The following is a 19,680-nucleotide window of genomic DNA, read 5'->3' on the forward strand; positions in this document are numbered from 1 at the left end:
CGCTGTAAGAGCGGAACCCATATCAGCCATCACCCAAATAACGGATATGCCCCCAATCAGCGAGCCTTCACAGCCTCAACCCAATCCGGATCCAACCGCGTCTGGTCAGGCTCAATCCCCAACCCCCGCATCTTCTCCAGATGCTCATCAACCTCCCGCACCAACTGCGCCTGAGAACTCGAATTGGCGTCCAGTTCGTGCATCTGCATCAACCCAAGGTGATAAAACCGCAGCAACTTGATCGCCACCGGATCATTCGCCTTCACCCCGTCAGTCACCTTGTGCATCACATTCGTCACACTCATCAGGCTGCGCTTGAGCTGCCACCCATACACCGCCGGCGCGAACCAGGCCTGGTTCCAGAACGGCCCCCGCACCAGCCCTACGGTAATCAACACCCCGGCAAACACCCCGCCCACATTAAAGCGAAAATTATCCCCCCCAGGCTCACCAAACAGCATCACCGCCAGGCTGGAAAGCACCATCGCCAACACCACAAACAACCCCGCGACTATCAACGTACTGCGTCGCGTCTGCTGGCGAAAAACAATCGGGTCGCACGGTTTGAGCTCAAACATCCAGGGTCAGTCTCCATGGCACAAGTAGGGTTATAACGCCGGCCAGCATCTTCTCATGCTTCACCCGTCGGAGTGACGGTAATCAGGTTGAACGATGGATCAGCGCAATTTCTCTAACCCCTGTAGGCAACCGACCCCCAAGTGAGGTGAACCATGACCCGGTACCAGCAACAGTCGCCCGGCACACCCAACCCCGACCGCACGCCCGGCGAAGAGGAGCGTGACAACGACGCCCTGCGCCCCAACGACCCGGCCGAACGGCAAGACGAAGAAGAGCAGGTCGAGGAAGACCTGGAAAACCTGCACGACAAGGCCCGCCCGCTGTAGACCCGGCGCGCCAAGGAGGTAGTTATGACTAATCGTACAAGCGGCCCGCATTCATCCGAGCATTCCAGCGGCAAGGACGAATTGGGTTTCGACCCCGATTCCCCGGACGTCGCAGACCCACAGGTCGACCCGGTAGGTCCCGCCATTGCCCCGTTGGACAAGCCAGAAAAAACCGGCAAGAAGCCGGCCTATGATCCCCTCGGTGATCTGAAAAAGTGAAACAAGCCCCGCCGTCGTGCGGGGCTTTTTATTCCTCAACCAAGCCGTTTCGGGGCTGTCCATGTCACCTCGGTGATGCCGAACTTCTCCGCCCAGGGACGAGTGGTCTTTTTCACCCGCTCGTGGCCCGGCCGGCCTATCCGCCCCACGTGGGCAATGTCGGCGTCAACGGCCGCCCAATGCCACGCTTCGGCGTTGTTCATGACCTCGGCACGCACCACAAAGGTTTTTGGTTCGCCGTGTAGCAAGTAGTGGATGGTGTAGATCATTGCGGTACTCATGATGCCTCCCTGTCTTGTAGTGAATGGATATAAATCAGTTCAGAAAGGTTCAGAAAGTTTGTGCATCTGAGGACTTGCATTTGATTCAACCCACAATTGGCAAATAACCGCCGTCAGGGTATTAGTGGTGCTTTCGCCACCGACTCCAGGATTGCGTCATGCCAGAGCTGACCCACAGCCGCCTCTACCTGCAACGTCTGGGCTACGACACGCCGCCTCCGCCCACCCTGCAAACCCTGCAGGATCTGCAGTTGCGCCATGTCAGCACCTTCGCGTTTGAAAGCCTGTCGACCCTGCTGCACGCACCGGTGCCGATCGATTTGCCGAGCGTCGAACAAAAAGTCCTGTTCGACGGCCGTGGTGGTTATTGCTACGAGCTGAACCAGCTGTTCCTGGCCTTGTTGCAGGAGTTGGGCTTCGAGGCGCGGGGCATTACCGGCCGTGTGGTGATGGGGGGGCCACCCGATGCACTGACGGCGCGCACCCATCGGCTGAGCCTGGTGACCCTGGACGGCGTGCGTTACATCAGTGATGTCGGCTTTGGTGGCATGGTGCCCACCAGTCCCTTGCAACTGGACACCGATGCCACCCAGGCCACCGCCCATGAACCCTATCGCCTGAGCCTGGACGAGGGCAGCTACACCTTGTGGGCGCAGGTCGCCGGTGAGTGGCGCGGCTTATATGTGTTCGACCTGCAGGTGCAGTCACACTTCGACTACGAGATCGGTAACTGGTACGTCTCCACCCACCCGGATTCGCCGTTCCTCGGCCAGCTGAAAGTCGCACTGATTGGCCCGGGATTTCGCCGCACGCTGAACAACGGGCAGTACGCGATTCACTACCTGGACCGGGCCAGCGAAAAGCGTGCAATCGAGGACGTCGAAGAGTTGCTGAACCTGTTGCAGGCCAGCTTTGGCATTCGCCTGCCGGCGCATCCGCAGTTGCGGTCAATTCTCGGTCGTTTGCTGGCTCCCGTCCAAGACGCTTGATATAGAGCCTTCGCTGAACCGTTTTACCTCGAAAAAGGTGCAAATTAATTCGAACCTTTCGCCAAAACGAGGGTTCGAAGCGTTTCCTGAATAATTTGCCACCTGCAATGGAGACGTAAAACGATGTCCAAACTATTCGGAAAGATCCTCAAGAATTCCTCGGTCCTGGCCTTGATCGCGGCACCTGGTGTGGTGTTCGCCGCAGCGCCGACCGACCCGATTTCCACCTTCGGGATCCTCGGCAGCTACAACGACTTCAAACTCGAAGGCGGTAGCCAAAGCGACAAGGACCACATGCCTGAAGCCGGCCTGTTCTATAACTTCGGCAACAAGCTGACGGCTGAATCCGGCTTTATCTACCAGGCCGGTATCGAAGCCAAGTACGGCGAGAAGAGCGACAACAAGCTCAAGGAAGGCCAGGCCGACCTCGACCTCGGCTGGCGTGCCGCGCTGGATGCGCGCAACTTCGTCGACGTGCTGGTGGGTGGCGGCTACAGCTGGACCCGCTACGAGCCGGACTCGGGCGACTACGATATGAAACTCACCAACAAATCGCCGTTCGCCAAGGCGGCCCTGGGCTACAACCACCAGTTCGACGACATGACCATGCGTGTTGAACTGGGCGCCCGCCATACCATCGACGGCCGCGCCAAGCTCAAGGTCGACGGCATCGGCAGCGACACCGTGGACCTCAAGGACCGCACCAACCCGTACGCCGAAGTCAGCCTGCTGATGAACCAAAAAGGCGATCTGCCAGTGATGGCGGGCCTGTACTACACCCGCACCGAGTACAAGCTCGATGACGATTCGTACGTGGCCGACAACACCAAGCTCAAGCGTGACGAGTATGGGTTCAAGGTCGGTATAGCCTTCTAAGCCCACCTCGATTCTAACGGTGGGAGCGGGCTTGCTCGCGAATGCGGTGTATCAGTAACAGATCTGATGACTGATACACCGCATTCGCGAGCAAGCCCGCTCCCACATTTGATCGGCGTTGCGGCTCAATCAACTGTCCGCCCAAGCCCCCCTTTCTGTCCCCCAATACCCTCAACGCCGCGCCCTGGCTGCCTTAGTGTGGATCACGCTTTCACACAATAAGAGAGAAGGTGGCTATGCGGGCAATCAACCCCCGTCGCATCAGTCTGCTGCTGGCCGTGACCTGCCTGCTGACAGCCTGTGGCGACAAACCGAAACATCCCCCCGAACGTGCCACGGCGGCCAATGCCATGCCGAGCGACGCAGCCCTGGCCCAGGTCTACGACACCAGTTGCAAGCTGTGCCACGCCAACCCGGCCTCCGGTGCGCCGCTGACCGGTGACGGCCCGGCCTGGAGCCCGCGCCTTGCCCAGGGCCCGGACACCCTGCTGGACCACACCATCAACGGCTACAACGGCATGCCCCCGATGGGCCTGTGCGTGCAGTGCTCCGAAGAGCAATTCCTGGGGCTGATCAGCTTTATGTCGGGTCAACACATCCAATAAGAATAACGGGGTAGGCGATGGGGCTTTCACGGCGAGAATTATTGCAGCGCGGCGCGGTAGCCGGCGCGTTCATGGCATTGACCAGTAACCCGGTACTGGCCCAGCTGGCCCGGGCACCGCGGCTGATTCCCTGGCGCAATTGGTCGGGGGCGCAAACCTGTCTGCCCCTGGCGCGGCTGGCGCCGAAGAACCTTGATGAACTGGTGCAGGTCATCGGCCAGGCACCGGGCAAGGTGCGGCCGGTGGGCTCGGGCCATTCGTTCAGTGCGCTGGTGCCCACCGACGGCACGTTGCTGTCCCTGAGTTACTTCAACGGCCTGCTGGATCACGACCCGCAAACCTTGCAGGCCACCTTCGCCGCCGGTACGCCGATGTCACGCATGGGCCAGGCGTTGAAGGACGTCGGGCAGGCGCTGCCGAACATGGCGGATATCGACTACCAGACCCTGGCCGGGGCGATTTCCACTTCCACTCATGGCACCGGCGTGGGCTTCACCTCATATTCCGGTTGCGTCACCGGCCTGCAACTGGTGACCGCCCAGGGTGAGGTGCTGGAATGCGACGCCAACCGCCACCCCGAGGTGTTCAGTGCCGCCCGGGTGTCCCTCGGCGCCCTCGGCGTGGCCACCCAGGTCCGCCTGCAAAACCGCGCACCGTACCGCCTGCGGGAGCGCCAGTGGATCGCCAAGACTGAAGAACTGCTGGAGGACGTGGCAAAGAACACCCGGGAAAACCAGCACTGGGAAATGCTCGTGGTGACCCATTCCGACTACGCCCTGTCCATCGCCCTGAACGAAACCACCGACCCCGAAACCCCGCCCATCGACCCGGCGGAGGCGGGCGGCAACGAGTTTGTATCGATCATCGAGAAACTCGACAAATACGGCAGCGATTTCCCCGAGGCCCGGCGTACCTTGCTCAACAGCCTGCGCTTTTTTGCCAGCTTCGATGACCGCGTGGCCGAGTCGTTCCAGGTGTACGCCAACGTGCGCAACGTGCGTTTCAACGAGATGGAATATTCGGTGCCCGCCGAGCACGGACCGGCATGCCTGCGGGAAATCCTCAAGCTGATCAACGATAAGGACCTGCGCACCTGGTTTCCCATCGAGTACCGCTACGTCAAGGCCGATGACATTCCGCTGAGCATGTTCGAGGGCCGCGACAGCTGTTCGATTTCCGTGCACCAGCACTACACCATGGACCACCACAACTTCTTCGCCGCCGTAGAACCGATCTTCTGGAAATACGCCGGTCGCCCGCACTGGGGCAAGTTGCACACCCTCAATGCGCGCACTTTGCAGCCGCTGTATCCGCGCTGGGAGGAATTTACCCGAGTGCGCCGCGAGCTGGACCCCAGCGGCAAATTCCTCAATGCGCACCTGTCGTCTATTCTGGGAGTGGCCTGATGAACCGCAGACATTTCATGCTCGGCACCGGCGTGTTGCTGGTGGGTGGTGCCATCTTGCTGAGGCCGGGCGACCGCGGCAGCCCTTACACCGAGTATTTCCGCAGCCTCAACCAGCAACTCAAGGCCCATGGGCCGATGCGCCCGGTGATGCTGATCGACCTCGATCGCCTGGACCACAACATCGACGTGGTGATGCAGTCAGTGCAGCGCGGCGGCAAACACCTGCGGCTGGTGGAGAAATCCCTGCCGTCGCCGGGGCTGCTGGCGTACATCGCCAAGCGAGCCGGCACCCAGCGCCTGATGTCGTTTCATCAGCCATTTCTGAATCACGACGCCCAGGTCTTTCCCGATGCGGACATCCTGCTGGGCAAGCCGTTGCCGGTGCGTTCTGCCGAGCTGTTTTACCAAACCCACAAGGGCCCGTTCGACCCGTCCCGCCAGCTGCAATGGCTGCTGGACACGCCCGAGCGCCTGCAACAATACCTGGCGCTGGCCCAGGGATTGGGCACGAAACTACGGGTCAATATCGAGCTGGATGTGGGCCTGCATCGCGGCGGCATCAGCGACAACGCGGTACTGGGGCAAATGCTCACGCTGATCAGCGCTCATCCGCAGCAGCTGGAATTCAGTGGGTTCATGGGCTACGACCCGTTCGTGGGCATGGGCGTGCCGGGGATTCTCGGCTCGCCCCAGGACCTGTTCGACAAAGTCATGCAGCGCTACAACGGCTATGTGGATTACACCCGCCAGCACTTTGCGCCGCTGTGGCGCGACGGGCTGACGTTGAATACGGCAGGCAGCCCGAGCTATCGCATTCACGAGCAGGAGAAGCTCAGCAGCGAGGTGTCGGTGGGCACGGCGTTGCTCAAGCCGACGCACTATGACTTGCCGTCGCTGAGCGAGCATGTGCCGGCGGCCTATATCGCCACGCCCGTGTTGAAAAGCACCGGGCCGGTGGACATTCCGGCGCTGGACGGCAAGTCGCGGTTGTTCTCGTGGTGGGATGCGAATCAGCGCGCCACGTTCTTTATTTATGGGGGCAACTGGATGGCGGAGTTTGAATCGCCCAGGGGCTTGCAGAGCAATGACCTGTACGGGCGCAGCTCCAATCAGGAGATGGTCAATGGTTCGCCCAAGGTGGGGCTGAACGTCGAAGACCAGGTGTTTCTGCGCCCGACCCAGAGTGAGTTTGTGCTGCTGCAGTTCGGCGATTTGCTGGCAGTACGGGGCGGGAAAATCGTCGATACCTGGCCGGTCTACACCTGACAACGCCGTCCCACTGTAGGAGCGAGCTTGCTCGCGAAAAACCCAAGGACGACGCGGTCTTCCAGGCAGCCCGCGTTATCGTTGACGTTTTTCGCGAGCAAGCTCGCTCCTACAGTTTTTGTCGGGTTTACAGGGCAAACGGAATCGTCAACTTCGCCCACAACATGTCGCCTTCCGGCCGGTTCTGCACATCAAACTCCTTGGCCCAGCGCACCTCGGCACTCGCATACTTGAGGAAGGTGAAATACACCGCCGGACCGATCGCAAACACCTGGCCCTTGACCCCGTCATCCACATCTTCGCCATAGATGTTCACCACGGTATGCCCGTATTGCTTATCGTCGGTGGTCTGCTTGAGGTAGTAGCCGTTGAGCCCAAGGCTGAGGTTATCCGTCACCTTGTAGCTGGCCGAGTAGTCGAAGTGAAAAATCTGCCCCGACCGGTAATGGGTATCGGGGTTTTCCTTGTTGAAGCTGTAGGTGGTCTTGATCGACAGCTCAGTGCGCTCGTTGGGCATCCAGGTCGCCGACACCAACGGTTTGTAGGTGTAGAAATTGTTGCTGGTATTGGCCAGGCGCGTGGCGTCGTATTCGCCGGTGGGCAGGGTGATTTCCAGGGCGGTGCCCACTGTCAGGTTCTTGCCCAGGTCCCAGAGGATGATCGGCGCCACGGTGGTGTCGCCCATGCTTTCCCGGGTGTCGGACATGCCGAACAGCGACACCTGTTGCTTCAGGTACGGTTGGGCGATGTAGCCGCCCAGGCGCCCGCCGAATACCCGCAACGGGCTGAGGTAATCCAGGCGCGGGATGATCGCGTCGGACTTGATCTTCACGTCCGGCACCTTGCCACCCAACGAGCTGATATCGAGCTTCCTGGCTTCGTAATGGTTGTAATAGATGTTGAAGGCGAACATGTGGTCGGGCAGGTTGTTGACGTCCAGCGGCAGGATGTAGAAGCCATCGGTGCCGGGGCCGATGTTGTCGACGCCGCCTTCGGTGGCCAGGGCCGGCAGGCTGATGAGGGTCAACAGGGCGAGTTGCACGGGGTAAAACGCACGGGTCGTGTTCATGTCTGGGCTCATTATTATTATCAGGACGACGCTGCCTATAGAAATAAGCCCTCGGCGCCCGGCGGGGCAGGGTATTGGCGGCCACATAGGGGGACTTTGGCGGACAGCTTTCATCCAGAGTGCAGCAGTTCTTGCAAGAGCCTATGATTGTCAGGATGTTTCCAAAACAAGAACTGAAGCACTCAGTCGGGAATCGAAGATCCATGCAAAGGAAAGCCGTTGATCCGCACTATGGTCTGGCCCTGGTCTCGCCATTTCTGTTGCAAACCCTCGGCCAAGTGGTCGCGCAAAAAGGCGCGAGCGCCGAGCACCTGTGCCGTGGCCTGGGATTCACCCTGGCCGACCTGGACGACCCGGCCCAGCGCATTTCCTATCGCCAGGCGGTAGCGATGATCCAGCGTGCACTCAAGGTGTTGCCCGACCAGGGGCTGGGCCTGTGGGTAGGCCATCAGAACGTACTCGGCACCCTGGGCCTGCTCGGCCATGTGATTTCACTGTGCAAGACGTTGCGCGATGCGTTTGCCATCGGGGAACGTCATCAGCACACCTCCGGTGGTATCGCCACCTCGCGCACCCATGAAGGCCCCCAGGAAGTTTTCGTCGATATCGAATGCCTGCTGCCCTACGCCGAGGTGCAGGTGTTTGCCGCCGAGGAGTTTTTCGCCAGCCTGATGGTGTATGGCCGCGCCCTGGTGGGCGAGGGCTTCATGCCGCTGCGGGTCGAATTTATCCACGCCGCGCCCACCTATGTCGCTGACTATCACCAACTGTTAGGTACGGATGTGCGTTTTGGCTGCCTGCATAACCGCATGGTCCTGGCCAGCCACTGGCTGGACGTGCGGCTGCCCAATCACCATGCCCTGGCCTTGCGCCAGGCCCTGGAACTGCTAGAACTGGAAAGCGCGCAACTGCATCAGAAAATGGATTTGATCCAGGCGGTGGAGCGCGCGATTTCCCGGGATTTGCAGGGCAGCCAGCTGGAAAAGGTCGCCAGTGACTTGAACATGAGCGGGCGTACCTTGCGCCGGCGCCTGACCGAGCATGGGCTGACGTTCGAGGGCTTGCTGGAACAGGTGCGCAGGGCAAGGACCATGGGCTTGCTGAGCAACCCGGGGTTGTCCATCGAACGGATCACCGAGGAAGTTGGCTACAGCGATGTGCGCAGTTTTCGGCGGGCGTTCAAGCGCTGGACCGGGCTGAGCCCCAGTGCGTTTCGCGGTGAAGGCGCAGGGCCGGGGTGATCGTCAGGATTGGCCCCATTGGCTACCTGATCTTTCCCCGGATTGGCTATTTGTCCAATGCCCCCTCGTCACTACTCTAGACACCAATCCCCACTGTTCTGGAGTATCACCATGCAAGCTCGTACCGACTTCTACACCGCCTCCCCGGATGCCATGAAAGCCATGCTGGCCCTGGAGGCTGCCGTCGGCAAACTGTCCATCGAACTGCCGCTGCTGGAACTGGTGCGCCTGCGTGTGTCGCAGATCAACGGCTGCGCCTTCTGCCTCGACATGCACACCGCCGACGCCCGCAAGGGGGGCGAGACCGAGCGCCGCCTGTACACCGTGTCGGCCTGGCGTGAAACGCCGTTCTTCACCCCCCGTGAACGCGCCGCGCTGGCCTGGGCCGAAAGCCTGACCCTGCTCAGCCAGACCCACGCACCGGATGCAGACTTCACCGAACTGGCCGCCCACTTCAGCCCGCAAGAGCAAGTCGACCTGAGCGTGGCGATCGCCACCATCAACAGCTGGAACCGTCTGGCGGTGGGTTTTCGCAAGATGCCTAAATAACCCCGCGTCACCTGTGGCGAGGGAGCTTGCTCCCGCTGGGCTGCGTAGCAGACCCACAGAATTTTCCCACGAGATGCCGGGATTGCTTCGATTTGGACCGCAGATTAACCTCCCCCGGTTGCTGACACTCAGCAATCGGGCTTCGCGGCCCGCTAACTTGATGCATAATTGCCACCGCTTTGCGCCGGACACTTTGGTGTTCGGCGTTTCGTGTTATGGCAGCTGTGCGTGGGATACCTTCGGGTATGCCGAGTTCCAAGTTCTCGGTCCGCGAACCTGCGTACAGCTGCCACCTTCCATCGCGTCGCGGCGATTAGGTGCAGCTCCAGCCAAACTTGGAGATATGTCATGCACAAAGTCACGCCGAATCCCCCGCCTAAAGATTCAGCAGCGCTGTTGGACGCTGCGAGTCGCGCTGCCCATCACTCTCTTCCACCCCCGCCACACACCAACGGCTACCTTCCACTGTTTTCCATCAATGCTGCCGCCAATACGGAGGCGCTGCTGGCCAACGCCTATGAGACCCTTAATGGCGCGTGCGGCCTTGTTCAGGATCTGGCGGAGACAATGGACGACAAGCAACGTTGTCAGTTACTGGCCATCGGGCAGTTGCTGGAGTTGACGGTGTTGTTGGTTGATCGGGCGATGGGGCAGAAATGTCCGGTCTAGGCGGTTAAGGAACCGTATTCAACCTAAGAAGCAGATCCAGTGTGGGAGCTGTCGAGCCCCGGCGAGGCTGCGATGGTGGCGGCACAGTCAATATTGATATCGGCTGATCCACCGCCATCGCGGCCTCGCTAAAGCTCGACGGCTCCCACCTTTGTTCTTCTAGAAGTTAACTGTTGCACTCAAGCGCGCCGTCAACGGCGCACCCTGGAACAGGTAGTCATCGCCCATGTATTCGCCAGCATCGCGCCAGTAACGCTTGTCGAACAGGTTGTCGACGCTCAGGCGAAACACCGTTTCATAGCCATCGAGTTTGGTGGTGTAGCGGCTGCCGACGTTGACGATGGCGTAGTCGCCCACTTCCACATCACCGGTGCGATTGGCGTACTTGTTGGCGCTGTATTGCACGCCGCCGAGCAGCGCCAGGCCGTCGACCCAGGGCAGGGCGTAGTCGGCGTACAGACTGGCCCGCAGTTTCGGCACGTTGATCGCTTGATGGCCTTCGTATTCCGGCGTGCCGCTGCCCGTCACCCGTGCACGGATGGCCGCGACGCTGGCGGCGATCTGCAAGCGCTGGGTGGCCCAGCCGTTGGCGGACAATTCCAGGCCGGTGTTTTTCTGCTCGCCCTGTTGCACGTAGGTGTAGTCGCCGGCGTCATCCGGCCTGGCATATTGATAGGCCTGGCGAGTCTGGAAGATCGCGGCGGCAAAGCTGATGCGGCGCCAGTCGTATTTCACCCCGGCTTCGATCTGGCGGGAAACTGTCGGGGCGAGGGTTTCATCTTTATTCAGGGCAAACCACGGCGCGGTACCGCCCAGGGACAGGCCTTTGCTGTAGCTGGTGTAGAGCGACAGGTTTTCAATCGGTTTGTAGATCAGCGCCGCCTGGGGCAGGAACACATACTGCCGGGTGTGGCGCGACTCGTTGCCCTGATCATCGAAAGCCTTTTCGTCCAGGCGCACTTCGCGGCCGCCCACGATGGTCTGCCATTGCTCGTTGAAGCTGATGCGGTCGGTGACGAACAGGCCGTATTGGCGGCTGTCGAGGTTGCGATGACTATCGTTCAGGGGCTTATCGGTGGGCGCGAAGTTTTCCGGGTCCTGATTGATATTGCCGGAGCCAATCATCTCGTTGACCGATTCGCGCTTGTCCACCACTCGCCGAAACGCACTGCTGCCAAACGTCAACTCATGCCCCAGGCCACCGGTATTGAACAACCCGGTCATCGCGGCCTGGATTTCATCATCGCGCCGGGTGTCATCAGGGCTGCGGAAGTCATAGATATCGTAGTTGCCTTCCGGGCTGAAGTAGTTCGGTACCTTGGCCCCGGCACAGCTCGCGGACCCGTAGCAGCCCCACGCAAACGAACTGTAATCATCAATCACCACCTTGCTGCGCGCCGCGCTGACGCTGCCTTTCCACTGGTCACTGAAGCGATATTCAAACTTGCCGTTGAGGTTCAGCGAATCAATCCCTACCTGATTCGCACCGCTCTGATGCCCCAGCAGTTTTTTCGGCGACGCGTCGTGCGGCACCTCGGTCCCGCCCAGCAGCTGATAACCCGGCACCGAGCGCTGTTGCTTGTTCTGATACTCGGCATCCAGCTGCAATACCGCGTCGGGGCTGATGTTCCAGTCGAACGCCAGGGACAGGAAATCCCGGTGGCCATTGGCATGTTCGACATAGGAATGCAGGTCTTCATGGGCCACGTTGGCGCGCAGGCCGAACTGCTGCTCGCTGCCAAACCAGCCGCCCACGTCGGTGGCCAGGTAACCACTGCCGCGATCATCGGTGGACACCGTCACCGAGCGCACATCCTCCGGGCGCTTGGTCACGTAATTGATCACGCCGCTGGGCTCGGAAATCCCGCTTTGCATACCCGACAATCCCTTGAGCAGCTCCACGCGCTGCTTGTTCTCCAGGGCAACGTTCTGCTCGCCGGTGATGGTGCGGCCATTGATCTTGTAACTGCTGGCGGCATTCAGCGAGAAACCGCGCACCACGAAGTTTTCGTAGTAGCCGATGGGCGCATAGCTGTCGCCCACCGAGGCGTCATTGCGCAGCACTTCGCTGAGCAAGCGCGCCTGCTGGTCCTTGATCAACGACTCGTTGAACACCGCGATCGAGGCCGGCGTGTCGAGCAACGGCGCCTCATTGAAAGCGCCCACCGACGCGGTGTCGGTGTTATAGCCGGATTCATCCTGGCCCTGGACCTTCACCTCCGGCAGCTCGATATCAGCCGCCTGGCTGCTTCCAATACCTGCGCTGAGCAACAGGCCGAGGGCAAAACGTGAAGGGGCAGCGGGGCGAAGACGCAAAACCATGGGGGAAGGCCTGAGAGCGCAGAGCGGAGGGCGCATAAGCTAGGCATAACGGCGGCGTTTTACAAGTTTTCGAGAATGGTTCGCTTTGAGACGTCCCGTCTCAGCCCGCAGATCAATCCTGCTGCTGCTCGACAGCGGCCCCTGGCAACTGCGATAGACAAGGCTTCTCTCACCGTTGAAGGAGATCGTCATGAGTATCGCTGGAAAAGTTGCACTGGTGACCGGCGCCGGGCAAGGCATCGGCCGGGCCATCGCCCTGCGCCTGGCGCGGGACGGCGCCGACATTGCGTTGGTGGACATCAACAGCGCGAAGATTGAAGCGGTGGCGGCCGAAGTCGTTGCACTGGGGCGCAAGGCCTCGGTGTATGTCGCCGATGTCTCGAAGCTGGAGCAAGTGGTCGCGGCGGTGGACCATGCCCACCAGACCCTGGGCGGCTTCGACATCATCATCAACAACGCCGGTGTCGCACAGATTGACGCACTGCTGGACGTAACCCCGGAACAGGTCGACCGCACGTTGCGTATCAACGTGCAGGGCACGCTTTGGGGCATCCAGGCCGCAGGCAAGAAATTCAAGGCGCTGAAGCAGAGGGGCAAGATCATCAACGCCTGCTCGATTGCCGGCCATGAAGGCTTTGCGTTGCTGGGGGTGTATTCGGCCACCAAGTTTGCCGTGCGCGCGCTGACCCAGGCCGCGGCGAGGGAACTGGCCAGTGACGGGATTACCGTCAACGCCTACTGCCCGGGTGTGGTGGGCACGGATATGTGGGTCGAGATCGACAAACGCATGGCCGAGATTACCGGCGCCGAGGTGGGGGCGACGTACAAGAAGTATGTGGACGGGATTGCGTTGGGCCGGGCGGAAACGCCGGAGGATGTAGCGGGGCTGGTGTCGTACCTGGCGGGGCCGGATTCGGATTACATGACCGGGCAATCGCCGTTGATTGATGGCGGGATTCTGTACCGCTGAGCCGGCGGAATCACTCGGTCAAAAAATGTGGGAGCGGGCTTGCTCGCGAAGGCGGAGTGTCAGTCACCGGAAATGTTGACTGGTACACCGCCTTCGCGAGCAAGCCCGCTCCCACATTTTTGACCGTGTTGGGTCAGTGCTTGCCGGGCATGTCGATACCCAGCTGGTTAACCCGCCGATACAAGGTCGCCCTGGAAATCCCCAACGCCTGCGCCGCCGCCAGCGGCTTCCATCGATGCCGAATCAACGCATCCAGCACCCGTTGCCGCTCCGGGCTCACGCTTTCCTGCTCTTCAACCGCAACCGCTTCATCGGGACATCTACCGATTGAATCACCTCTCACAAATCGCGCAGACATAGGCGGCGCGTGTAAGTACGCTCGCACAAAAAATATATAAGGATCAATTGAAGCTCTTTGGTGGATGTATCATCTCTGATTCTGCGAAAGTTCCGTAGGACACTACTATTGTGCCTGTAGGGGTAATGTTATCTGTTGGTGAGTAAGTTGGCCTGAAAGTTGAATTTTTATGTGATTTATCAATTGCTTTTACTTTGTTTTTTTACGTATACGTCTGATTTATAAGAGTAATTTTCTGTTGTGGTGTGGGTGGGCTTGGTTTTTTTCAAAAAAACTTCACATCTGAAGGGGTTGCATTAAGTGTTGTTTCATTGTTTTATATTTGTGCCTTCTGCTTTATATAAGTTCCAAGATTTATCTGGTACTGGTTCTTCTGAAGGTTCTTCGCCAGTTTATTTTTATCAGTATTGAGGATTTTTTTTGAATGCATGGTGGTGCTTCTTTTGAATTGTACTTCGCGATATTGATTGAATGATTTTGATAGGCTGAAATGCTTCGCCGGTTTTTAAGCTTGAGTTGCTACGTGATCAAATTTCGTTCTGATTGGTTTGCGCGGGAGCCTTGGCTATTGAGGATTTATTGTCGGCTTCCATGGAGGAAATAAAATGGGTGCTCTTAGTGTTTCGAGTAATATGGTTGAAGTGTCATTGATTTTTGGAGGGATGTCGCCGGAGCACGCCGCATCTAGGGAGTCCTTCAGCTATGTATATGATCAGTTGTGTACTGAAAATTGTGGTGTGTGTATAAATCATGTTTATTATGTTGATTCTGATAATTATGTTAGTTTTTATGATTTTGACAGAAGTTGGCACTCTCGTGACTATATGGTCTCAAAGAATGCAGTGGATTATGCGACTTTCGCAAAGCATGTATTAGGTGCCAATGGTTATATCGTTAATCTTTTGCATGGTAATTATGGGGAAGATGGGCATATTCAAGGTTTGGCTAATATTGTTGGTCTTCGTGGTACTTTTGGGCCAGTTTTGCCGTCAAGTTTGGCAATGAGCAAAATTCACATGCAGTGCTACGTATCAGGGTCGCAAAGTACTATAAAAGTACCTGCGACGTTAACGTTAACAGACGCTAAGTCTTGTTCGGCAGTCGCGGAGATAAAAAATCTCTTTGATGGGCTTAAAGTAGTCGTTAAGCCTAACTCATTGGGGGCGTCTTTGTTTACTGAGCAATATACGGTTTCCGATATTGAAATATCTATAATAGAAGATAATCTGCGCGCTATATTCAAATATGACGAAAGAGCTTTGATTCAAGAGTTTGTTGAGGGTCAAGAGTATTCTATAGGATGCATAAGGCTTAATCAAAAAGTCGTTGTCTTACCAGCCATTAGAATTGATACAAAGAGAGGCTTTTTTGGACATGAGGAGAAGCACCGGATTGGTAGCGCTGATGAGGTCCTGATGGAGGAGGATACTGTGGAGATCCTGCATATGAAGCGTGTTTCTCGGGACTTATTTGATGAGTTAGGTTTTTCACATATGTGCCGTTTTGATTACATTTTAACTCCAAGTGGTGATGTGTATTTTTTAGAGGCCAATCCAATCCCTGGGCTGATGCGTAATAGTATTCTTCCAAAAATGTTGAATGGATATGGGCTTTCCTTGGCAGATATGATACTTAACTTTGTCTCTCAGGATGATATGAAGGTTATGAGGCTTTCTAAAGTTGACTACACGATAGATTAAGGAGCAATGGCATGGAACGCATTGGTTTGATTGGAGGTGTAAGTTGGGTTTCTACAATGGAGTATTATCGTAGGTTCAATCTGATCGCGCAGGAAGCAGGTGGGCACAAATCGGCGGATCTTATGGTGTTTAGTCTAGATTTTAGTAAAATCCTAAAGTGTCAACAAGAAGATGATTTTAAAGGTGAGTTTGAGATTCTGTTAAGTGCGGCGATTAAGTTGGAGTGTGCGGGGGTAACCAAGATATTAATATGTTCCAATACCACTAGTAAGACTTGCGACTTGCTCAAAAATAAGATTTCCATTCCGGTTATAAATGTCATAGATGCAACGATTTCCGCGGTTAAGGCCTCTGGATTCAAAAAAGTAGGATTGCTGGGGACCAAGTATGTGATGGAACGTGGTTTTTATGTCGATAGATTTGGAGTGGAAGATATTGAGGTTTCTTTGCCGGAGGCGCATCTCCGTTATGCTGTCCATGCCGCGATTTATGATGACTTGTGTCTACATAATTTTTCCAAGAAAGCCAAGAGCGCGGTCTATCGAGCGATGGATAATCTGATTGATCAGGGTGTAGAAAGTTTAATATTGGGGTGTACTGAGTTGCCTTTGATTGTCGATGAACGATCAGAATATGGCGGGGTTGATTTGATTGACTCAATTGATGTGCATATTGCGGCGGCTTTAGGTCGCCAGAGAGTTTCAAGAGGCTTAGGGGGCTAGTTAATTGAGCTTCGTTCAAGGGTTAGCATTTCTGTCGATACTATTATGTGTTACTTTGAGAACTCTGTTCTTTCGAAGTGTAGCGAGTAAAGCTCTTCCAAAAACTACTGCTTGGGCGATTGGGTCTGGAACTACCTGTATTTGTTTATTGTTGTTTCCTATTGCTTGGGTAACTGGGCTGGCGAATACGGATATGCTCCTGAATGCGTCGGGAGCGATAGCGGGGCTAACTAAGGGGGGCTTGCTTACGATGCTCCTTGTTGTCCAGCAACAGATAATTGGCCGTAGCGTTTCTGCCACGGCATATATTTTTCCGATTGCAATCGGTGCGATAGTTTTTTTGGAGTATTGGCTTTTTGGCAGTCAGATATCAGGGCAGGGCATACTTTCAGTACTCGTTCTTTTTATAGGGGGGATTTGTTTTGTGATTTTTGGTCATCTGAGTTTTATGCCTCGGATTGATAAATTTAGATTCTATTTTATGATTCTCGCCGTAATAGGATTTGCTGGATGTGACAAGGTTGGAATACCAGCGTCTGGTTGGTACGTATATTTACTATATGTCGGAATTGGCAATTGGGTGTCCGCGCGATTTTTTATATATGAGAAGTCTGGAATGAGATTTGGTTTGTGGGTGATGATCGCGTTGGGATGGACCATTCCTGAGTTAATTTTTAATTTTGCGCTGGCGGGGACTCTACCAGTTAGCTATGGATATTTAGCAATTTCGATGAGAGTTCCATTGCTTATGATCGTCGCCTATTTCTTATATAAAGAAGGGCGTGCAAAATCCCAAATTTTCTTTGGGGCTATCGCTTTTTTAGGAACCGTTCCACTTTTTATTAAATGAGGTGTGTTTATGGTCGCATGCGTTCCTTATTTCTGCCAATGGGAATCCCGACTTTTGGCTGCCGATATAATTTCTGGCGAGAAGACGGTTTCTGAGGATCCGCTTTGGATAAACTCTGGAGCCCGATGCGTGGATGAGTATGCATTGTGGGCTAATCACGTATGTGGCATGGCCTGCCTTAAGATGCTTCTTGCCGCCAAGACGGGTCTCGTTCACTCAACGTTCAGCCTTCTGGAAAAGGCGTTGGCCTACGGAGCCTACGTAGTCGATGGCGAAAGTATCCATGGGATGATTTATGCGCCGGCGATTGAGATGTTAAATAAAGAATTTGGTCTGAAGGCACAGATTGTCACCGGTATCTCTGCGGAGGAGATCAAGCCGATGTTTACTGACGGTCATTTCTTTATTGCGTCTGTGCACCCTTCTATTCGATGGCCTGAGCAAGAGCCGCCAAAGAAAGGAGGTCATCTTGTATTGGTAACAGACGCAACTGATGACTTCCTGAAGTTTCATAACCCATCGGGTCATAACTCACATTCGCAGGAAAACGTCGTCATGAATGCTGAGTCCTTCGGAAGGTACTTTGCGGGTCGAGGAGTCTTAATTAGATAAGAGTAGAAGTGGTTTTTGATAACGCCTGTCTGGGGTAGGCAGCTATAAGCTGCCATTCGATGGGCTTGTCAGTGTTTTCCGGGCATGTCGATACCCAGCTGGTTAACCCGCCGATACAAGGTCGCCCTGGAAATCCCCAACGCCTGCGCCGCCGCCAGCGGCTTCCAGCGATGCCGAATCAGTGCGTCCAGCACCAACTGCCGCTCAGGACTCACGCTTTCCGATGTTTCCACCGCAACCGCGTCACCACGAACTTCCACCGGCAAATCCGCCAGTTGAATTGTCCCGCCGTCGCACACCGCACAGGCGTATGCCAATACATGCCGCAGTTGCCGCACATTCCCCGGCCAGGCATAACCCAGCAGCGACTCCAGCGCCGCTGCCGCGATCCCGACCGCAACACCGCTGTGCCGCGCCTCCTGCTCCAGAAGCCGATTGATCAATGCCAGTTTGTCCATGCGCTCGCGCAATGGCGGCACACAGAACCGCGCACAGCCCAACCGGAAATACAAATCCTCGCGAAAGCTTCCAGCACTCACCAGCGCCGCCAAGTCCCGATGGCTGGCGCAGATCACCTGGATATCCACCGCCCGGGTTTTTGCCCCGCCCAGCGGCGCCACTTCACCTTCGGCCATTACCCGCAGCAGTCGCGTCTGCAACGCCAGCGGCATGTCGCCGATCTCGTCGAGAAACAACGTGCCGCCATCGGCCTGCAACAGCAGCCCGGTCATGCCCTTGCTGGAGGCACCGGTAAATGCTCCGGCCACGTAGCCGAACAGTTCGCTCTCGATCAGGTTTTCCGGGATCGCCGCGCAGTTCACCGCCACAAAGGGGCCGTCGCGACGGGCACTGCGTTCATGCAACTGGCGGGCAAACACTTCCTTGCCGGCGCCGGTTTCGCCCTGGACCAGCACCGGCAGGTTGCGGTCCTTGACCCGCACGGCCAGGCGCAGATGTTCTTCTACTCGCGGGTCTACCTGATGACTCGAAGACACCGTCGTACGTGCAGCCTTACGCCGCGGCGCGCTGACCCGTACCTGCAACGCCCCCGGCTCGCCGAGCCAATGCAACTGCTGCGTCGATTGATCGGTCACGGCGCGCAACGCGTCCAGGTCAAACACTTCGCCGATATGCTCCGGCAATTGCCCGAAGCGCAACCTCAGGGCCTGCCGCGCCTTGCTGTTCAAGGCTTGCAGCCGCCCATCCTGATCCCACGCCAGCAGCATGTCCGGCTGGCTGTCGACGTAACCGGGCGTGCTGTGGGCCTGCAACACCCAATGTTGCCGGGCGCTGTGCATGAAAAACGCGTTCTCGATGGCCCGCGCGCTTTGCGCCACCATCTGCCGCACCAGGTGCTGGCTGCGCCGGTCATCCGGCGATTTCAGGGCGGAGGCGTCCATCACGCCCAGCAGGTTGCCCTGGGGATCAAAGATGGGGGCGGCAGAGCAGGTCAGGCCGATAAACGCCGCACGAAAGTGGTCGCGCTTGTGCACGGTGACCGCGGCCTTGCTGGTCAGCACCGTGGCCACGCCGCAGGTGCCTTCCTCGGCTTCCGACCAGCAGGTGCCGAGGTACAGGCCGGCCTTGCGGCAGTCGTTGCGAATGCCGGCGTCCACGCGGTGGTCGATGGTCTGGCCCTGGGCGTCGGTGAGCATCACGCAGTAATCGGCGTGGCGCACCCGATTGTGAATCTGCCCGACTTCCTCACTGGCGATGCGCATGAACAGTTCGGCGCGTTCGCGGCATTCCTTGAGCAGGGTGCTGGTGAGGATGCGCGGCCCTTGCAGGGAACCGGGGTCGAGGTGGTGCTGCTCCATGGAGCGGCGCCAGGAATCAAAAATCAGCGACGGCACCGGAGCCTGGGGCAGGCGGTCGGCGTTGCGTACCACGCGGCTGACACAGTCGACATGGTCCTTGGAGTTCACGGCGAGCATGGAAGCCTCCGGTTCTCGATCCTTGTTGTTATGCCCGCCATTAAGCGCCCATGGGCCGGGAGGAACAAGGCCGGCCTGACCAACTGCCCGAGGTGAGACGCAGCGTCTCATTGCGCCTGAGACGCTGCGGGCAGG

At 57.3% G+C, this 19,680-nt stretch carries 20 protein-coding genes and 1 pseudogene; 15 read left to right on the top strand and 6 right to left on the bottom strand.

Annotation, left to right across the window (positions count from 1 at the left end; genetic code table 11):
- Positions 1-56 precede the first annotated feature (56 nt).
- On the bottom strand, positions 57-578 hold the full coding sequence (locus tag HX839_RS30820; protein ID WP_087693365.1) for a DUF3087 family protein: 522 nt from the start codon (positions 576-578) through the stop codon (positions 57-59).
- 153 nt (positions 579-731) lie between these two features.
- Here HX839_RS30820 and HX839_RS30825 point away from each other — a divergent pair, with 153 nt between their 5' ends.
- Both HX839_RS30825 and HX839_RS30830 read left to right on the top strand, forming a co-directional pair.
- Entirely contained in the window at positions 732-905 is a 174-nt protein-coding gene (locus HX839_RS30825; RefSeq protein ID WP_173883076.1) for a hypothetical protein, read from the top strand.
- A gap of 24 nt (positions 906-929) precedes the next feature.
- Positions 930-1,124, top strand: coding sequence for a DUF6021 family protein (locus HX839_RS30830; protein ID WP_003210890.1), 195 nt, complete (start codon positions 930-932; stop codon positions 1,122-1,124).
- Between the two features lie 35 nt (positions 1,125-1,159).
- On the opposite strand, the gene HX839_RS30835 is transcribed toward HX839_RS30830, so the two are convergent.
- Complete coding sequence (locus HX839_RS30835; protein ID WP_023658994.1) at positions 1,160-1,405, bottom strand: DUF6555 family protein; 246 nt, start codon at positions 1,403-1,405, stop codon at positions 1,160-1,162.
- A gap of 158 nt (positions 1,406-1,563) precedes the next feature.
- Between HX839_RS30835 and HX839_RS30840 the strand changes: the two genes are divergently transcribed.
- The 5 genes from HX839_RS30840 to HX839_RS30860 all read left to right on the top strand — a co-directional run bounded on the left by HX839_RS30840 (position 1,564) and on the right by HX839_RS30860 (position 6,549).
- Entirely contained in the window at positions 1,564-2,394 is an 831-nt protein-coding gene (locus HX839_RS30840; protein WP_177029252.1) for an arylamine N-acetyltransferase, read from the top strand.
- Positions 2,395-2,517: 123 nt separating this feature from the next.
- Positions 2,518-3,270 carry an outer membrane beta-barrel protein gene (locus tag HX839_RS30845; protein WP_003210885.1) on the top strand — a complete coding sequence of 251 codons (753 nt, stop codon included), beginning with the start codon at positions 2,518-2,520 and terminating at the stop codon, positions 3,268-3,270.
- Positions 3,271-3,506: 236 nt separating this feature from the next.
- On the top strand, positions 3,507-3,875 hold the full coding sequence (locus HX839_RS30850; RefSeq protein ID WP_177009874.1) for a cytochrome c5 family protein: 369 nt from the start codon (positions 3,507-3,509) through the stop codon (positions 3,873-3,875).
- Positions 3,876-3,952: 77 nt separating this feature from the next.
- A complete protein-coding gene (locus HX839_RS30855) occupies positions 3,953-5,281 on the top strand; it encodes a D-arabinono-1,4-lactone oxidase (protein WP_177068186.1) in 1,329 nt (442 codons plus the stop codon).
- A gap of 59 nt (positions 5,282-5,340) precedes the next feature.
- Positions 5,341-6,549 (top strand): DSD1 family PLP-dependent enzyme, encoded by a 1,209-nt coding sequence (locus HX839_RS30860; protein WP_177068187.1) that lies wholly within the window; start codon positions 5,341-5,343, stop codon positions 6,547-6,549.
- 127 nt (positions 6,550-6,676) lie between these two features.
- On the opposite strand, the gene HX839_RS30865 is transcribed toward HX839_RS30860, so the two are convergent.
- The gene (locus tag HX839_RS30865) at positions 6,677-7,618 is read right to left on the bottom strand and encodes a transporter (RefSeq protein ID WP_003219185.1); all 942 of its coding nucleotides are present in this window, start codon (positions 7,616-7,618) and stop codon (positions 6,677-6,679) included.
- Between the two features lie 203 nt (positions 7,619-7,821).
- Between HX839_RS30865 and HX839_RS30870 the strand changes: the two genes are divergently transcribed.
- The 3 genes from HX839_RS30870 to HX839_RS30880 all read left to right on the top strand — a co-directional run bounded on the left by HX839_RS30870 (position 7,822) and on the right by HX839_RS30880 (position 10,077).
- Positions 7,822-8,859, top strand: coding sequence for an AraC family transcriptional regulator (locus HX839_RS30870; protein WP_177068180.1), 1,038 nt, complete (start codon positions 7,822-7,824; stop codon positions 8,857-8,859).
- A gap of 111 nt (positions 8,860-8,970) precedes the next feature.
- Entirely contained in the window at positions 8,971-9,408 is a 438-nt protein-coding gene (locus HX839_RS30875) for a carboxymuconolactone decarboxylase family protein (protein WP_003219182.1), read from the top strand.
- A 348-nt stretch (positions 9,409-9,756) separates the two neighbouring features.
- On the top strand, positions 9,757-10,077 hold the full coding sequence (locus HX839_RS30880; RefSeq protein ID WP_177068181.1) for a DUF6124 family protein: 321 nt from the start codon (positions 9,757-9,759) through the stop codon (positions 10,075-10,077).
- A 159-nt stretch (positions 10,078-10,236) separates the two neighbouring features.
- Here HX839_RS30880 and HX839_RS30885 read toward each other — a convergent pair whose 3' ends face one another.
- Positions 10,237-12,399 carry a TonB-dependent siderophore receptor gene (locus HX839_RS30885; RefSeq protein ID WP_087694140.1) on the bottom strand — a complete coding sequence of 721 codons (2,163 nt, stop codon included), beginning with the start codon at positions 12,397-12,399 and terminating at the stop codon, positions 10,237-10,239.
- A gap of 190 nt (positions 12,400-12,589) precedes the next feature.
- On the opposite strand from HX839_RS30885, the gene HX839_RS30890 reads away from it, so the two are divergent.
- Complete coding sequence (locus HX839_RS30890) at positions 12,590-13,369, top strand: acetoin reductase (RefSeq protein WP_087694141.1); 780 nt, start codon at positions 12,590-12,592, stop codon at positions 13,367-13,369.
- Positions 13,370-13,502: 133 nt separating this feature from the next.
- Here HX839_RS30890 and HX839_RS30895 read toward each other — a convergent pair.
- Positions 13,503-13,655 (bottom strand): annotated as a pseudogene (locus HX839_RS30895) (helix-turn-helix domain-containing protein); the annotation flags it as partial.
- Between the two features lie 677 nt (positions 13,656-14,332).
- On the opposite strand from HX839_RS30895, the gene HX839_RS30900 reads away from it, so the two are divergent.
- The 4 genes from HX839_RS30900 (at position 14,333) to HX839_RS30915 (ending at position 17,611) form a co-directional block, all read left to right on the top strand.
- On the top strand, positions 14,333-15,427 hold the full coding sequence (locus tag HX839_RS30900; protein WP_177068182.1) for a D-alanine--D-alanine ligase: 1,095 nt from the start codon (positions 14,333-14,335) through the stop codon (positions 15,425-15,427).
- 11 nt (positions 15,428-15,438) lie between these two features.
- Positions 15,439-16,149, top strand: coding sequence for an aspartate/glutamate racemase family protein (locus HX839_RS30905; RefSeq protein WP_003219167.1), 711 nt, complete (start codon positions 15,439-15,441; stop codon positions 16,147-16,149).
- A 4-nt stretch (positions 16,150-16,153) separates the two neighbouring features.
- Positions 16,154-16,999 carry a hypothetical protein gene (locus HX839_RS30910; protein ID WP_143495486.1) on the top strand — a complete coding sequence of 282 codons (846 nt, stop codon included), beginning with the start codon at positions 16,154-16,156 and terminating at the stop codon, positions 16,997-16,999.
- 129 nt (positions 17,000-17,128) lie between these two features.
- The gene (locus HX839_RS30915; RefSeq protein ID WP_003219163.1) at positions 17,129-17,611 is read left to right on the top strand and encodes a hypothetical protein; all 483 of its coding nucleotides are present in this window, start codon (positions 17,129-17,131) and stop codon (positions 17,609-17,611) included.
- Positions 17,612-17,679: 68 nt separating this feature from the next.
- Here HX839_RS30915 and HX839_RS30920 read toward each other — a convergent pair whose 3' ends face one another.
- Complete coding sequence (locus tag HX839_RS30920) at positions 17,680-19,545, bottom strand: sigma-54-dependent Fis family transcriptional regulator (RefSeq protein ID WP_177029258.1); 1,866 nt, start codon at positions 19,543-19,545, stop codon at positions 17,680-17,682.
- Positions 19,546-19,680 lie beyond the last annotated feature (135 nt).

It is taken from the genome of Pseudomonas sp. I8001 (assembly GCF_013385345.1).
Lineage (GTDB): Bacteria > Pseudomonadota > Gammaproteobacteria > Pseudomonadales > Pseudomonadaceae > Aquipseudomonas.

What these genes read in the sequence shown, in the direction of transcription:
- HX839_RS30920 (WP_177029258.1), bottom strand. Translation starts at nt 19,545, where the DNA reads ATGCTCGCCGTGAACTCCAAGGACCATGTCGACTGTGTCAGCCGCGTG.
- HX839_RS30875 (WP_003219182.1), top strand. Translation starts at nt 8,971, where the DNA reads ATGCAAGCTCGTACCGACTTCTACACCGCCTCCCCGGATGCCATGAAA.
- HX839_RS30870 (WP_177068180.1), top strand. Translation starts at nt 7,822, where the DNA reads ATGCAAAGGAAAGCCGTTGATCCGCACTATGGTCTGGCCCTGGTCTCG.
- HX839_RS30885 (WP_087694140.1), bottom strand. Translation starts at nt 12,399, where the DNA reads ATGGTTTTGCGTCTTCGCCCCGCTGCCCCTTCACGTTTTGCCCTCGGC.
- HX839_RS30890 (WP_087694141.1), top strand. Translation starts at nt 12,590, where the DNA reads ATGAGTATCGCTGGAAAAGTTGCACTGGTGACCGGCGCCGGGCAAGGC.
- HX839_RS30845 (WP_003210885.1), top strand. Translation starts at nt 2,518, where the DNA reads ATGTCCAAACTATTCGGAAAGATCCTCAAGAATTCCTCGGTCCTGGCC.
- HX839_RS30865 (WP_003219185.1), bottom strand. Translation starts at nt 7,618, where the DNA reads ATGAACACGACCCGTGCGTTTTACCCCGTGCAACTCGCCCTGTTGACC.
- HX839_RS30825 (WP_173883076.1), top strand. Translation starts at nt 732, where the DNA reads ATGACCCGGTACCAGCAACAGTCGCCCGGCACACCCAACCCCGACCGC.
- HX839_RS30840 (WP_177029252.1), top strand. Translation starts at nt 1,564, where the DNA reads ATGCCAGAGCTGACCCACAGCCGCCTCTACCTGCAACGTCTGGGCTAC.
- HX839_RS30835 (WP_023658994.1), bottom strand. Translation starts at nt 1,405, where the DNA reads ATGAGTACCGCAATGATCTACACCATCCACTACTTGCTACACGGCGAA.
- HX839_RS30880 (WP_177068181.1), top strand. Translation starts at nt 9,757, where the DNA reads ATGCACAAAGTCACGCCGAATCCCCCGCCTAAAGATTCAGCAGCGCTG.
- HX839_RS30830 (WP_003210890.1), top strand. Translation starts at nt 930, where the DNA reads ATGACTAATCGTACAAGCGGCCCGCATTCATCCGAGCATTCCAGCGGC.
- HX839_RS30850 (WP_177009874.1), top strand. Translation starts at nt 3,507, where the DNA reads ATGCGGGCAATCAACCCCCGTCGCATCAGTCTGCTGCTGGCCGTGACC.
- HX839_RS30820 (WP_087693365.1), bottom strand. Translation starts at nt 578, where the DNA reads ATGTTTGAGCTCAAACCGTGCGACCCGATTGTTTTTCGCCAGCAGACG.
- HX839_RS30905 (WP_003219167.1), top strand. Translation starts at nt 15,439, where the DNA reads ATGGAACGCATTGGTTTGATTGGAGGTGTAAGTTGGGTTTCTACAATG.
- HX839_RS30900 (WP_177068182.1), top strand. Translation starts at nt 14,333, where the DNA reads ATGGGTGCTCTTAGTGTTTCGAGTAATATGGTTGAAGTGTCATTGATT.